The organism is Marinobacter sp. F4218 (genome assembly GCF_019443085.1).
Classification (GTDB): Bacteria; Pseudomonadota; Gammaproteobacteria; order Pseudomonadales; family Oleiphilaceae; genus Marinobacter; species Marinobacter albus.
This window is the reverse complement of the sequence record NZ_JAHZIL010000003.1, coordinates 1,625,920-1,639,344: the sequence shown is the minus strand read 5'-3', so window position 1 is coordinate 1,639,344 and position 13,425 is coordinate 1,625,920. Positions and strand designations below refer to the sequence as shown.

Genomic DNA, 13,425 nt, shown 5'->3' with positions numbered 1-13,425 from the left:
CCGCTCGTTCAGTCGCCCAGTGTTTCTTCAGCGGAAAGGTAGGTGCCGGGCGGCTGGTAGTAGTTGAGAAAAGTGGCGCTTTTGTTGTACCCGCGGCGCCGGAACAGGTCCGTCAGGTTCAGGCCGATGCCTACGTAGAGCGTGCGCTCATCGGGCTCATCCGGGGCTGAATAGCCCCGGGTGTAGTAGCCGGTGTGCAACTCAATGTGGCGAAGAAAACCCTGCTTGAAGGTATCGAAGCCATTCAGTTTGAGGGCCACCAGATATTTTGAGTTATCGTAATCGGTGGTGACGTCGATCTGGTTGGGCTGGAAGCCAAACTCCCAGCGCAGATCGACCTTTCGTGCCAGGCTCGGATAACGATAGCGATAGTAACCTGCCAGGGCGCCGAAGGCGTTGGCGACGAGGTCCTCGTATGAGAAGCCGAAGTCGCTGAAGGCGTCGCCCAATTCCATGTACCCGAAGATGGCAAAGGAGGACAGGGCGCCGTAACGGGCGGCGTTCTCCGGAGTGAAACACCAGTGCTCGTACAGGCTGGCGACGCCCTGAGCCGTGGCGTAGGTAGTGAACAGATGACCAAGTTTGTCGGCTCCGCCTTCGGGGCTGTCCTGGCCGAACCAGCCCTCTGTGGAGGCACTGGGACGGGTACTGAAATAATCCCAGTGGGCAACGCCCCAGGCGGTGATCACGCCCGCGCCAGTCAGGGTGACACTGGCTGCCCGCCGCAACCGGTCCTCCGGCGCAATCGGGGCGGGGCATTGGGCCATCACCGCGGGCGCAATAGCGAGCACCGCCAGTAGCATAGCCGTCCGGCTGGAGCAAAACAGTGCATCAACGGCCCCTGATTTCATGTGCAATCCTGACGGCCAGGTCCAGGTAAGTACCTCACCCCATCAGCATAGACACTGCTCCGATTCGGAACCTAACTGACCAGCGTACCCCCGTCCACCGCCAGGCACTGCCCGGTGATGTGGCGTCCGGCTTCGGAGGCCATCAGGACCGCCGCGCCCTTGAGGTCTTCCTCGCCGCCAAAACGGTTCAGGGGAATCCGCTCCAGCATGGTGTCCCCCTGGGCATCCAGCAGCCCCTGGGACATCTTCGAGGGGAAGAAACCGGGGCACAGGGCGTTCACGTTGATGTTGTACCGGCCCCATTCTGCCGCCAGGGCGCGGGTGAAGTTCACCATGGCACCCTTGCTGGTGTTGTAGGCGATGGTCTGCATGCCCTCCGGGTTGCCGGAAAGCCCGGCGATGGAGGCAATGTTGATGACCTTGCCGGTCTTGCGCGGGATCATGCAGCGCTTGCCGACCGTCTGGGTCAGGAAGAAGCTGGCGTTGACGTTCAGGTTCATCACTTTCATCCAGCCCTCGGCCGGGTAGTCCTCGGCCGGCGCGCCCCAGGTGGCACCGGCGTTATTCACCAGAATGTCGATGTCACCCAGCTGGTCGATGACCTGATCGACCACGCCGGGGATACCCTCAAGATTGCCAAGGTCGGCGGGAACGGTGACCACCTTTATGCCCATTCCTTCCAGGTGCTCCCTGGCGGCGTCCAGCTCATGCTGCTTGCGGGCGCTGATGGCGATGCTGGCGCCCAGTTCACCCAGGGCTTCGGCCATCTGCAGGCCTAGGCCGCGGGAGCCACCGGTGATGAAGGCGACCTTGCCGGTCAGATCCAGTAACTGTTTTACGCTCATTATTGCTTCCTTTGTACGGTGTTTCCGGGATCAGGCGCTGGCGGCGAGCAGGCCGTCGCTGACCTGGGCCAGATGGTGCTCGGCATCGCCGAACAGCAGGTTGATCAGGGTCAGGCGCTTGAACAGGTGCGCGGCGAACATCTCGTCGGTCACGCCCATGCCACCATGCAGCTGCACACCTTGCTGGCCGACATACCGGGCCGCCTGGCCCACCAGGGTCTTGGCCATGGACAGGGCTTCGCGACGACGTTCGCGATCGTCGGAGTCGGCCTCGCTGGCAGCCAGAATGGCCATGGACCTGGCCTGTTCGGCCTGGATGAACATATCTGCCATGCGGTGCTGCAACACCTGGAACTTGCCGATCGCCACGCCGAACTGCTTGCGGGTCTTGATGTAATCCAGGGTGGCGGTGTTCATGGCTTCCATGGCGCCCACCGCCTCCCCACACAGCGCGGCGATGCCAAGGTCCACGGCCTTTTCGATGGCCGGGAAGGCCTCATCAAGGGTGCCAATCAGGCTGTGGGCGCTGACCGCCACATTGTTGAATCGGATGTCGGCGGTACGGTGGCCGTCGTGGGTGGCAAAATCGTGGATCTCGATACCCTCGGCGGCGGCATCCACCAGGAACAGGGACAGCCCCTGCTTGTCGCCCACCGCGCCGCTGGTGCGGGCCGAGACGATCAGTTGCCGGGCCTGGGCGCCGTGGAGCACGGCCGTTTTATGGCCGCTGATCAGGTAGCTTTCGCCGTCTTTCCGCGCAGTCGTCTGCACGCGGCTCAGGTTGTACCGGGCACCGGGTTCGCTGTGGGCAAAGGCCATCAGCCGCTCGCCACTGCCGATCGCGGGCAGGATGTCGGCCTTCTGGGCCTCGCTGCCGTGATCGCGGATCAGGCCGCCGGCCAGCACAACTGTGGCCAGGTAAGGCTCAACCACCAGGCTGCGGCCAAAGTTTTCCATCACCACCAAGGTGTCGACGGCGTTGCCCCCGAGCCCGTCATAGTCTTCCGGGAAGGTGAACGCCAGTAGTCCCATCTCGGCCAGGGCGGCCCAGGTGGCCGGGTCGGTGCCCTTGCCGGAATTGATCACGTGCCCGCGCTTCTCGAACCCGTATTCGTTGGTCACGAAGCGGCGCAGCGAGTCGTTCAGCATCTGCTGTTCTTCGGTGAGTTCAAAATTCATAAACGTCTCTCCAAATCTTAAGAGCTGCAGGCGCTTTAAAGACCAAGCACGAGTTGGGCGATGATGTTGCGCTGGATCTCGTTCGATCCGCCAAAAATCGATAGTTTGCGCATGTTGAAGTAATCGCCGGCCGCCGGCGTGGCATCGATGGAGCCGACGCGCGGGCCAGTGTAGTCGAGCTCCAGCGCGTCCGGAACGTGGGCGATGGCGTCGTGGCCGGTGGCTTCCATCAGCATCTCGAACAGTTGCTGGCCGATTTCGGTACCGCGGATTTTCAGGATCGAGGCCTGGGGTCCCGGGCCGCGCTTGTCGGTCAGTACCCGCAACACGGTCAGTTCCAGGGCGCGCAGCTCGGCGTCCAGTTGCGCCAGTCGATCCCGGAAACGGGTGTTTTCAATCAGTGGCCGCTGGCCGTCCCGCTCTTCCCGGGCGACTTCTTTCAGCCGCTTCATGGTGGCTTTCCACTGGCCGACGTTGGCCAGGCCGGTGCGCTCATGGCCCAGCAGGAACTTGGCGTAGGTCCAGCCCTGGTTCTCTTCGCCGACCAGGTTTTCGACCGGAACTTTCACGTTATCGAAATAGACTTCGTTAATCTCGTGCTCGCCATCCAGCATGATGATGGGGCGCACCTCAATGCCGGGGCTGTTCATGTCGATCAGCAGGAAGGAGATGCCCTGCTGGGGCTTGCCCTCGGTGGCGGTGCGCACCAGGCAGAAGATCCAGTCGGCGTGCTGGCCCAGGGTGGTCCAGGTTTTCTGGCCGTTGACGACGTAGTGGTCGCCCTCGCGCTTGGCGGAGGTGCGCAGGGACGCCAGGTCGGAACCGGAGCCCGGCTCGGAGTAGCCCTGACACCACCAGTCCTCGCCGCTGAGAATGCCCGGCAGGAAGCGTTGTTTCTGCTCGTCGTTGCCGAAGCTCATGATCACCGGGGCGACCATGCGCAGGCCGAAGTCGAGCTGGCGTGGTGCCCCGGCCATGGCGCACTCTTCCTCGAAGATCAGCTGTTCGATCGGGCTCCAGCCCGGGCCGCCGAATTCTTCTGGCCAGGTGGAGGCGCCCCAGCCCTTGTCGAACAGGATTTTCTGCCAGCGCTGGGTCATGGCCTTGTCCGGGCGCAGGCGTTTCTGGACGCGTTCGCGGATGTCGTCCGGCAGGTTGTCTTGCAGGAACTGGCGCACTTCGCTTCGGAAGGCATCCTGCTCCGGGGTGTAATTGAGATCCATAGACCACCTCTGCTGTATTCGTGAGGTAAAAAGGCCCCGGCGACAAGGCACTTGAGCGCCGGGGCTAGAAGGAGAACGCCGGGGGCGAGGGGGTCAGGCCACCTCAAACAGGCCGGCCGCACCCATGCCAGTACCGACACACATGGTGACCACCACGTATTTCACACCACGGCGCTTGCCTTCGATCAGGGCGTGGCCGACCAGACGTGAGCCGGTGGTGCCGTAGGGGTGGCCGACGGCAATGGCGCCGCCGTTGACGTTCAGGCGGTCCATCGGGATGCCGAGCTTGCGCTGGCAGTAGAGCACCTGCACGGCGAAGGCTTCGTTCAGTTCCCACAGGCCGATGTCGTCAACGCTCAGGCCGGCGCGTTTGAGCAGCTTGGGCACGGCGAACACCGGGCCGATGCCCATTTCGTCCGGCTCACAGCCAGCGACCGCGAAACCGCGGAAGATGCCCAGCGGGGTAGCGCCGCGTTGTTCGGCGACTTTGCCGTCCATCAGCACGCAGGCGGAAGCGCCGTCGGAGAACTGGCTGGCGTTGCCGGCGGTGACCACGCCGCCTTCCATCGCGGAGCGAATCTTGCTCACGCCTTCAAGGTTGGTACCCGGGCGGATGCCCTCATCCTGGCTGACGGTGACTTCCTGGCTGCTGAGCTGGCCGGTGGCCTTGTCCGCCACGCCCATGGTGGTGGTGATGGGCACGATTTCGTCATCGAACTTGCCGTCTTCGCGGGCCTGGGTGGCCAGCTGCTGGCTGCGAACGCCGTACTCGTCCATGTCCTCTTTCTTGATGCCGTAGCGCTTGGCGACGGTTTCGGCGGTATCGAGCATGGACCAGTAAAGCTCCGGCTTGTTCTGCGCCAGCCAGGGTTCCATGAAGTAGTTCTGGTTTACGTTGGCCTGCACGGTGGAGATGGATTCCACGCCACCGGCCACCATCACCGGCACCTTGTCGACCGCGATGTGCTGGGCAGCCATGGCGATGGCCTGCAGGCCGGATGAGCAGAAACGGTTGATGGTGGCGCCTGCGACGGATACTGGCAGGCCGGCGCGGATCGCGCCCATGCGGGCGACGTCGTTGCCGGTGGAGCCTTCGGGCAGGGCGCAGCCCATCAGCACGTCTTCGATTTCGTTCGGGTCGACCTTGGAGCGCTCGACCGCGTGCTGGATCGCGTGGCCGGCCAGGGTGGCGCCGTGGGTCATGTTCAGACCGCCGCGCCAGGATTTGGCCAGAGGCGTACGGGCGGTGGATACGATGACAACATCATTGGACATAATAATTCTCCGAATAAATTCGTGGACCGGTTATTTGCTATCGAAACCCTTGCCTTCCTCGGCGCGCTTGGCCAGCAAAGCCGCAGGCTCCCAGAAACCAGGCTGGGTATGGCGGTCTTCGGTGAAGGCCTGCATCGCGCGAACCACGTTGGGCAGCCCGACTTCCTCGGCGTAATGCATGGGGCCGCCGCGGAACACCGGGAAGCCGTAACCGGTCAGGTAGACCATGTCGATGTCGGAGGCGCGCTGGGCGATGCCTTCATCCAGAATCTGGGCGCCTTCGTTCACCAGCGCGTACACGCAGCGTTCGACGATTTCCTGGTTGCTGATCTTGCGTGGGGTGATGCCCAGCTCGGCTCGGACCTCATCCACCACCTTGTCCACTTCCGGATCGTGCAGGGCGTTGCGGTTGCCCGGTTCGTAACGATAGAAACCGGCACCGGTCTTCTGGCCATAGCGCCCCATCTCACACAGACGGTCGGCGACGACCATCTTCACCATGTCCGGGTTTTCCTGGTACTGGCGCTTGCGAATGGCCCAGCCGATGTCGCCGCCGGCCAGGTCGGCCATGCGCAGGGGACCCATGGCAAAGCCGAACTTCTCGATGGCCTTGTCGATCTGCTGCACGCTGGCACCTTCTTCGAGCATCAGCAGGGCTTCGCGCTGGTACTGGTTGATCATGCGGTTGCCGATAAAACCGTCACAGACACCGGAGACCACGGCGGTCTTGCGGATGGCTTTCGCCAGTTTCATGGCGGTGGCCAGCACGTCCTTGGCGGTTTTCTCGCCACGCACCACTTCCAGCAGCTTCATGATGTTGGCGGGGCTAAAGAAGTGCAGGCCGATGACGTCTTCCGGGCGCTTGGTGAAGCTCGCGATCTTGTCCAGATCCAGGGTGGAGGTGTTGGACGCGAGAATGGCGCCGGGCTTGCAGACTTCGTCCAGCTTCTCGAACACCGACTGCTTCACACCCATTTCCTCGAACACCGCTTCGATCACCAGATCGACGTTGCTCAGATCGTCATAGCTGAGCGACGGCGTGAGCAGTTCCATTTTCGCCTTGGCGTCATCTTCGCTCATGCGGCCTTTTTTCACCCGGCCTTCATAGACCTTCTGAATGGCGGCCACACCTCGGTCCAGGCCTTCCTGCTTCATTTCCACCAGGGTGACCGGGATACCGGCGTTCAGGAAGTTAATGCTGATGCCGGTGCCCATGGTGCCACCACCGATCACGCCCACGGACTGGATGTCGCGCACCGGGGTGTCGGAGGGCACGTCGGCAATCTTGCTGGTCAGGCGCTCGGAGAAGAACGCGTGGCGCAGGGCGCGGGATTCGGGGGTCTGCATCAGGTTCACGAACGCCTCGCGCTCGACTTCCATGCCCTTGTCGAAGGGCTTGGTCACGGCCGCGTGTACGGCATCGACACACTTCAGCGGCGCCGGGTAATTCCTGGCCATGGCACCCACGGTGTTGCGGGTGAACATGAAGAAGCCTTCGGGGTTGGCGTGCCTGGCTCTCAGGTCGCGTACCTTCTTCAGCGGCAGATTTTCGCTGACCACCTTGCTGGCATAGGCAATGGCCGCGTCCAGCAGTTCACCCTCGACGATTTCATCAAACAGGGCGCTGCCCTTGAACTGGCTGGCCGGGACCGTGCTGCCGGAGACGATCATATTGAGAGCGTGCTCTGCGCCGATCACCCGGGGCAGGCGCTGGGTGCCACCGGCGCCGGGCAGCAGGCCAAGTTTGACTTCCGGCAGGGCGATCTGGGCGTCCGGCTTGGCGATGCGGTAGTGACAACCCAGCGCCAGTTCCAGACCACCGCCCATGCAGGCCCCGCTGATGGCCGCGGTGACCGGCTTGCGGCTACTTTCTACATAGTTGATCACGGTGTTCAGGTTGGGTTCGGCCGTTGCTTTGGAGGAGCCGAACTCGCTGATGTCGGCGCCGCCAGAGAAAGCCCGGTCGGAGCCGATCAGGACCACCGCCTTCACGGCGTCGTCCGCTTCGGCTTTCAGGATGCCGTCAACAATGCCTTTGCGCAGGTCCAGGCCGAGGCCGTTAACGGGTGGGTTGTCTAGGCGGATAACGGCGGTGTGGCCGTGTAGATCGTAATGGGCAGTACTCATATGGCAGCTCCCTGATACTGGCATCAACTGGTTGGAAAACGGTGTACGGAACGGATGCTTGAAAAGTCCATACAGTGGTGTATTGTTGTCCGTACACTAATGTATGTTTTGCGTCCGGTCAACGGTTTCAGTGTTGCCGTTCCCGTTGATGTAGAATGCAGATTTAACGCCGACCAGACTGATCAGAGCAGGATCCGATTCCGGAATGAACGAAGCCGAGACTCCAAAACGCCGTGGCCGAAGCGCGTCGGAAAAAAGTCAGCTCACCCGCGACAACTGGCTCGATGCCGCGGCTGGCGAAATAGCCGCCGGAGGCTTCAGTCAGTTACGGGTGCTGACTCTGGCCAAGAAGCTCGGCGTGACGCGGGGCAGTTTTTACTGGCACTTCCGCGACCATGAGGATCTGGTGTTGAGTTTTCTCGACCGCTGGCGGGACCGGCGACTGCACGAATTGCAGTACTGGAAGCCGAAAGGGGGCGATGTCGAAACCGAATTGCGGCAGATTCTCGAGCTGCTGCTGACCGATGCCTCGCGCAACATCCGTCGACTTCAGGTGGAACTGGCGGTGCGCGATTTTGCCCGGCGCAACGAGTACGCGGCGGAGTTGGTCACCCAGGTGGATGCGGCCCGCATCAATCAGAACTGCACCCTGTTCGGCCGCATGAGCAGTGATCCCCAGCACGTGCGGGATCTCTCCCTGCTGCTGTATGTCGCCACCATCGGATCCCAGGTGGTGCTGACCGGCAAGAAAGGTGATGAAGCGACCATCCGGCGAATTGAGGATCTCATGGCCCGGGTCGTTCTGGGGCAGCGCGATGAGCCGTAGTCGCGCACTGTGGCTTGCCTTGGTACTTGGCCTGGCCAGCCAGTCCCTGGTTGCGGACGAGAACTGCCAGCAGAGCGCCAGGACGGACCTGGAGCGACTCTATTGCCAGGTGATTGCTGAAGGGGCGGGGCAAAATTTGCCCTCTCAGGCCGATTTCAGGCGCAACGACCCGGAGGTTCAGGCGTTGCTGCTTCGGGGCCCGGCCCGACGGCTCGGCATTCAGATGCCCGATGCAGAGGGGGCGTCAGACCGATTGGAATCCCCGGTCGCGGCCCGGCCTGCTGAACCGGTACCTGAGTCCCGGGACCCAAGACCGGCACGCAGGGGGCGCCTGTCGGACTGTCGCCTGGAGGGAGAGCGGATCACGTGTCCGGACCGGAATTTCGATCTGGCCCTGAACCGGCCGAACAGCGAGTTGGCGCCGGGGGTTCTGGCACGTGACAACCGTCTGGGTCTGAATGCCTATGAGGGTGATCTTGCCAACGAGACGGCGGTCCGGCGTTACCTTTCGGATGCCTACGACCGGTACATCCCCAAGATGGTGGAGATCGGATTGGGGGCCAATACCATGAGTTTTACCGCCTTCTACAACGCCTTCCAGACTCTGGAAGGCGGCGGCGTTAATTTCGCCGGGCGCATGGAACAGACCTTCCAGCTGCTGAAACAGGACAAGCAGAGCCTGGCGGTAAAGGCCCGCTACCACGAGGAGCTGCCGGACAACCTCTTCCTTTGTGATGCGGTCAACCGCGACATCATCGTGTGCGATAACGTGGGCACCAACTGGGTCTTCGTCCGTTCGGACCGCTAACAAGGACCGGGATACGTTCACTTCCTTACGGCAAAAAATGCCTGAGGCGACTAGACTTGCCGGCTTTCACCAACCGTCGGAATGCTAGGAATGCTTGAAACTTTTTTCTCCACCTTTATCAGCAGCACGATCCGTTTTCTGTTCCTGCTGGCGCCGTTCTTTGTGGTCACCATGTTTCTTGCGCTCACCCGGGGCCTGCCGGCAGCCGAAAAGGCATCCATTATCCGTCGGGCCTGCATTTCCGCGTTTGTGCTGGGCCTGGTGCTGTTCTTTGCCGGTCCCCTGTTGTTCAGCGCCGTGGGCATCACGCTCAACTCCTTCCGGATCGGCGCCGGCACCCTGCTGTTCCTGACCGCCATCAGCCTGGTCACCAGCGGTACCCGCAACCATGCCACCGGGCTGCCCGAAGAGGACCGTGATGACATTGCGGTGGTTCCCCTGGCCATTCCGGTGATGATCGGCCCGGCGACCATCGGTGCCATACTGGTTTACGGCGCGGAACTAAAGACCGTGCCGGAGGTAACCGGCGGCCTGCTGGGGCTGGTGTCGGGACTGCTGATTCTGGCGGTGCTGCTGCGGTTGTCCGGCTATCTGGAGCGGGCTCTGGGTAAGACCGGCCTGAACATTCTGTCCAAGATCAGCGGCCTGATCCTGTCGGCGATGGCGGCGGAGATTGTCTTGACGGGTATTGCGGGTTTCATCGCCACCACCTAGAGTAATCGGGCGATTCTGCTTTCCTGCCCCAGTGAGTTGTATGTCGGCCAACACCATTGAACACAACCGAATCCGCCAGAACTTTGAGGGCGTGTCGTCCATTTGGCTGTTCGGTTACGGCTCGCTCATCTACAAGGTGGACTTTCCGTTCCTTGAACGACGTCCGGCGACCATTCATGGCTGGGAACGCCGGTTCTGGCAGGGGTCCCATGATCATCGGGGCACCCCGGAAGCGCCAGGCCGGGTTGTTACGCTGATTAAGAGCCCAAACGCCGCCTGCAAGGGCATGGCGTACCGGGTTTCCCCCTCGGTGTTCGAACACCTGGACGTGCGGGAGAAGAACGGGTACCTGCGCTTCGCCACCACCCTGACCTTTGAAAATGGCAGCCACGCCGAAGGCCTGGTGTACATCGCCACGGAAGACAACGAGGCCTTTCTGGGCCATGCCCCGGATGCCGAGATTGCCCGACAGATTGCAGGCGCGACCGGCCCGAGCGGACCGAATTCCGAATACCTGCTGCGTCTCGCGGAGTCCCTGCGCAGCCTCGGGGACTCCTGCCCCCACACCTTTGCAATCGAGTCCCACGTGCGTTCTGCCGCAGGATGCGACACCTGACCGCCCGGGAACGTAAAGTCCAGCGCAGCTTCCGTAAAGTTCTTGCAAAGCCGGCCGTCAGCGGCTGACTTTTGCGCCCGGTTCGATAGTCTGGATTCAGGAGGCGCAGGGGGAGGTTCTCCCTGCCCAACCCGTTTCCTGAAGGACAGGAGAATCGTGATGAAAAGATTACTGATTGGAAGCTGTGTTGCCGCCCTGCTAGTGACTGCCGCACCGGCCATGGCGGAAGGGTACCGGGACGGGGGGCATCCGTCGGGGATCCAGAAACAGCTGGATCGGGGTAAGGCAATGCCTCCCGGGCATCAGAAGAAGGAATTTCTCAAGGCGCACTATCGCCGCGACCACCACGACCGGGATCGCCGGTACAAAGATAAACACAAGCGCAAGTACCACAAGCGGGACCGCGATCATTACAGTCGCTATGATCGCGGCCATCATCACCGGGACAGGCACCGCCACTCCTATCGGGATCACCACAGGGACCGCCGGCACGACCGGCGCCACTATCACCGGGAATACCGGGTTCATATCGGCTTCGATGATCATGTTCCCCCGGAATACCGGATGGCCCGAATCATTCACAATACTCGTGAGCTAATTGAACCTTCCCACCGTTGAAGCCCCTGGCCGGCTCCCTGCGACGGTGCCGCAGTCCGATCAGGACCAGCGGCACCACGATCATCAGGCTGCCGGCCAGGAACCAGACATCCGGCACTTCGCCAAAACCGACCCAGCCAATGCCGACAGCCCAGATCAGGCCGGTGTATTCGGCGCTGGTGACCTGGTTGGCATCCACCTGCTGGTAGGCCAGCAATACGGTGATGTTGTAGGCCAGTATGAACAGGGACGATCCGAGGGCGCTGATCAGTATCCCGGAATCCCAGGCTGCACCTTCCCACCAGGCCAGAGCGCCGGCCGCGGGCAGGATCAGCAGGTAGTTCAGAAACAGCTTGTGCACGGTGGACTGCTTCTTGGGCAGTTGGCGGACCATCACCGCGTTGATGGCCAGCGCAAAGGCTGAGCCCAGGGCAGCCACCGCCGCCCAGTTGAATTCCACCGGCCGAAGGATAACCACAATGCCGGCAAAGCCACTGAACACGGCAGTCACGCTCAGCGGGGTCAACCGCTCCCGGAACAGGAAGACGGACAGCACCATCACAAGAATCGGGGCGGCGTAGAAGACCGCATTGGCGGTTGCCAGCGGCAGATTTCCCAGTGCAATGACCATGCACAGAATGCCGGCCAGGTGGATGTGCGCCCGGAAGGCGTGAACCCGGAAGCCGGCGAACAGGCGCTTGCGGTCCAGTTGACCGGCCAGCGGCAGCAGGAACAGCAGCGTGATCACACAGCGCAGAAAGGCAAACTGGAACACCGGTGCCCCCGGCTCCAGCAGCTTGATGAAGACATCGGAGATCAACGCCATGGCGTTGCCGATCACCAGCAGAAGAATGGCACTGTTGACGGTTTTGCCTGACATAATTTGACCTCCTTATTTCCTGTGTTTGGCGTTCGTGCCCCGAGCGCCACCCTCAGCATGTAGGAGGCATTCTAATGACGTGTTAATATCCGATAAAATGATGTTTATTCCTTAGCTATTAGAAAAATAGATAATGAAACTGCCACCCCTGAAATCCCTGCCGGTCTTCGAGACCGTCGCCCGACTCAATAGCTTTTCGCTTGCTGCGGACGAGTTGGCGGTGAGCCAGAGTGCGGTCAGTCACCAGATCAAACAGCTGGAAACCTATCTGGGAGAAAAGCTGTTCTGGCGCAGTGGCCGAACCCTCACGCTGACGGACGAGGGCCGTCAGTACCTGGACGGCATCAGTTCGGCGCTGCTGCAGATCGAGCGGGCCAGTGAGCAGCTGCTGGGCCACGAGGAATCGCGGCTGCGGTTGTCGGTGTTCAGTTCCTTTGCTGTTCGCTGGCTGGTGCCCCGACTGCCGGACCTGCAGCGGCTGCATCCCCAGGTGGAACTGGCCCTGGAGATGAGCATCGAGAGCCCGGTGCTGTCGGACCGGGTGGCGGACTGCTTTATCACCATCCACAAGGGCTCGCCGGCCTACAGTTACGAACTGCTGTATGTGGAGCGTCTGTTCCCGGTGTGCAGTCAGGATTACTGGCAGAAAATCCGTCGGGAGCTGGGTCGGGAAGGGCCGGATGCCGATGATCTGCCGATGTCGGTAGAGGAGGTATCGCAGTTTCCACTGTTGTCGACCCACAGCATTTTCGAGAAGGCGGCGGGAGACTGGGACGCCTGGTATCGGGCCGTCGATCAGCGGATTCCGGCAGCCGCGAGCATCCAGCATTTCAGCCACATGCTGCTGGCGCTGGAGGCGGCACGGTTCCATCAGGGCATCGTGCTGACCAATGACTACATGCTCAGTACCCGAAAAGATTCGGAGGATTTCGTGCGCCTGCCCTGTCATCCGGTGATGACCGGGGACCGCTTCTACTTTGCTTGGAAAACCAGTCGGCGCGGTGAACGGGGGCTTCAACTGCTCAGGCGGTGGCTGGTGGACGAAGCGATTCGTGGTGGGCTACGGGGCGAGTAAAACGAGTGATCCGGAACCTTTGGCCATGAACCAGCGTTAACGTCATAGAGTTCCATGCCGTGTTAACTTATCGGAAACGCCAGATGTAAGGAGTTGGTAGATGATGAAGTCCATTTTGATGTGTGCCCTGTTGGGGCTGACGATCGGTGCATTGCCGGCAATGGGTGACCAGCTGCCCCCAGGTCTGCAGAAAAAGGTGGAGCGGGGGCAGCCCCTGCCGCCGGGTTGGCAGAAGAAGCTCAACTACCACGAAGGGGATCGCTTTGATCGGGATTTGCTTAGCTACGGCAACATCTACGACATCGATGGACATCGCCAGCGCGTGGAAATCGAGGATCGGGTCTACACAATCATCAAGGACACCCGGGAAATTATCGATATTCTCGACCAGTAACGTCCAGGATGGGAC

At 61.6% G+C, this 13,425-nt stretch carries 14 protein-coding genes; 7 read left to right on the top strand and 7 right to left on the bottom strand.

What is annotated here, in order from left to right; all coding sequences use genetic code 11:
- Positions 1–8 precede the first annotated feature (8 nt).
- The 6 genes from K0B93_RS11555 to K0B93_RS11530 form a co-directional block, all read right to left on the bottom strand.
- Positions 9–851, bottom strand: coding sequence for a DUF2279 domain-containing protein (locus K0B93_RS11555; RefSeq protein ID WP_219867352.1), 843 nt, complete (start codon positions 849–851; stop codon positions 9–11).
- A gap of 71 nt (positions 852–922) precedes the next feature.
- Positions 923–1,696 carry an SDR family oxidoreductase gene (locus K0B93_RS11550; RefSeq protein WP_219867351.1) on the bottom strand — a complete coding sequence of 258 codons (774 nt, stop codon included), beginning with the start codon at positions 1,694–1,696 and terminating at the stop codon, positions 923–925.
- Positions 1,697–1,726: 30 nt separating this feature from the next.
- Positions 1,727–2,875, bottom strand: a complete 1,149-nt coding sequence (locus K0B93_RS11545; protein ID WP_219867350.1) for an acyl-CoA dehydrogenase family protein — start codon at positions 2,873–2,875, stop codon at positions 1,727–1,729.
- Positions 2,876–2,910: 35 nt separating this feature from the next.
- Positions 2,911–4,098, bottom strand: a complete 1,188-nt coding sequence (locus K0B93_RS11540; RefSeq protein ID WP_219867349.1) for an acyl-CoA dehydrogenase family protein — start codon at positions 4,096–4,098, stop codon at positions 2,911–2,913.
- Positions 4,099–4,191: 93 nt separating this feature from the next.
- Positions 4,192–5,373: an acetyl-CoA C-acyltransferase gene (locus K0B93_RS11535; RefSeq protein ID WP_219867348.1), complete on the bottom strand. Its 1,182-nt coding sequence runs from the start codon at positions 5,371–5,373 to the stop codon at positions 4,192–4,194.
- A gap of 30 nt (positions 5,374–5,403) precedes the next feature.
- Positions 5,404–7,500, bottom strand: coding sequence for a 3-hydroxyacyl-CoA dehydrogenase NAD-binding domain-containing protein (locus K0B93_RS11530; protein WP_219867347.1), 2,097 nt, complete (start codon positions 7,498–7,500; stop codon positions 5,404–5,406).
- Positions 7,501–7,705: 205 nt separating this feature from the next.
- Between K0B93_RS11530 and K0B93_RS11525 the strand changes: the two genes are divergently transcribed.
- From K0B93_RS11525 to K0B93_RS11505, 5 genes are all read left to right on the top strand, one after another.
- Positions 7,706–8,326, top strand: coding sequence for a TetR/AcrR family transcriptional regulator (locus K0B93_RS11525; RefSeq protein ID WP_219867346.1), 621 nt, complete (start codon positions 7,706–7,708; stop codon positions 8,324–8,326).
- The gene (locus tag K0B93_RS11520) at positions 8,316–9,134 is read left to right on the top strand and encodes a hypothetical protein (protein ID WP_228743359.1); all 819 of its coding nucleotides are present in this window, start codon (positions 8,316–8,318) and stop codon (positions 9,132–9,134) included. The genes K0B93_RS11525 and K0B93_RS11520 overlap by 11 nt, the downstream gene beginning before the upstream one ends.
- Positions 9,135–9,224: 90 nt before the next feature.
- Positions 9,225–9,848 (top strand): MarC family protein, encoded by a 624-nt coding sequence (locus tag K0B93_RS11515; RefSeq protein ID WP_219867345.1) that lies wholly within the window; start codon positions 9,225–9,227, stop codon positions 9,846–9,848.
- A 40-nt stretch (positions 9,849–9,888) separates the two neighbouring features.
- Positions 9,889–10,464, top strand: coding sequence for a gamma-glutamylcyclotransferase (locus K0B93_RS11510; RefSeq protein WP_219867344.1), 576 nt, complete (start codon positions 9,889–9,891; stop codon positions 10,462–10,464).
- Between the two features lie 159 nt (positions 10,465–10,623).
- Complete coding sequence (locus K0B93_RS11505) at positions 10,624–11,082, top strand: hypothetical protein (RefSeq protein ID WP_219867343.1); 459 nt, start codon at positions 10,624–10,626, stop codon at positions 11,080–11,082.
- Here K0B93_RS11505 and K0B93_RS11500 read toward each other — a convergent pair.
- Entirely contained in the window at positions 11,039–11,941 is a 903-nt protein-coding gene (locus tag K0B93_RS11500) for a DMT family transporter (RefSeq protein WP_219867342.1), read from the bottom strand. The two genes, K0B93_RS11505 and K0B93_RS11500, sit on opposite strands and share 44 nt — an antisense overlap.
- Positions 11,942–12,074: 133 nt before the next feature.
- Between K0B93_RS11500 and K0B93_RS11495 the strand changes: the two genes are divergently transcribed.
- Both K0B93_RS11495 and K0B93_RS11490 read left to right on the top strand, forming a co-directional pair.
- Positions 12,075–13,016 (top strand): LysR family transcriptional regulator, encoded by a 942-nt coding sequence (locus K0B93_RS11495; RefSeq protein WP_219867341.1) that lies wholly within the window; start codon positions 12,075–12,077, stop codon positions 13,014–13,016.
- A gap of 100 nt (positions 13,017–13,116) precedes the next feature.
- Complete coding sequence (locus K0B93_RS11490) at positions 13,117–13,410, top strand: hypothetical protein (protein WP_228743358.1); 294 nt, start codon at positions 13,117–13,119, stop codon at positions 13,408–13,410.
- The last annotated feature ends 15 nt before the right edge of the window (positions 13,411–13,425 follow it).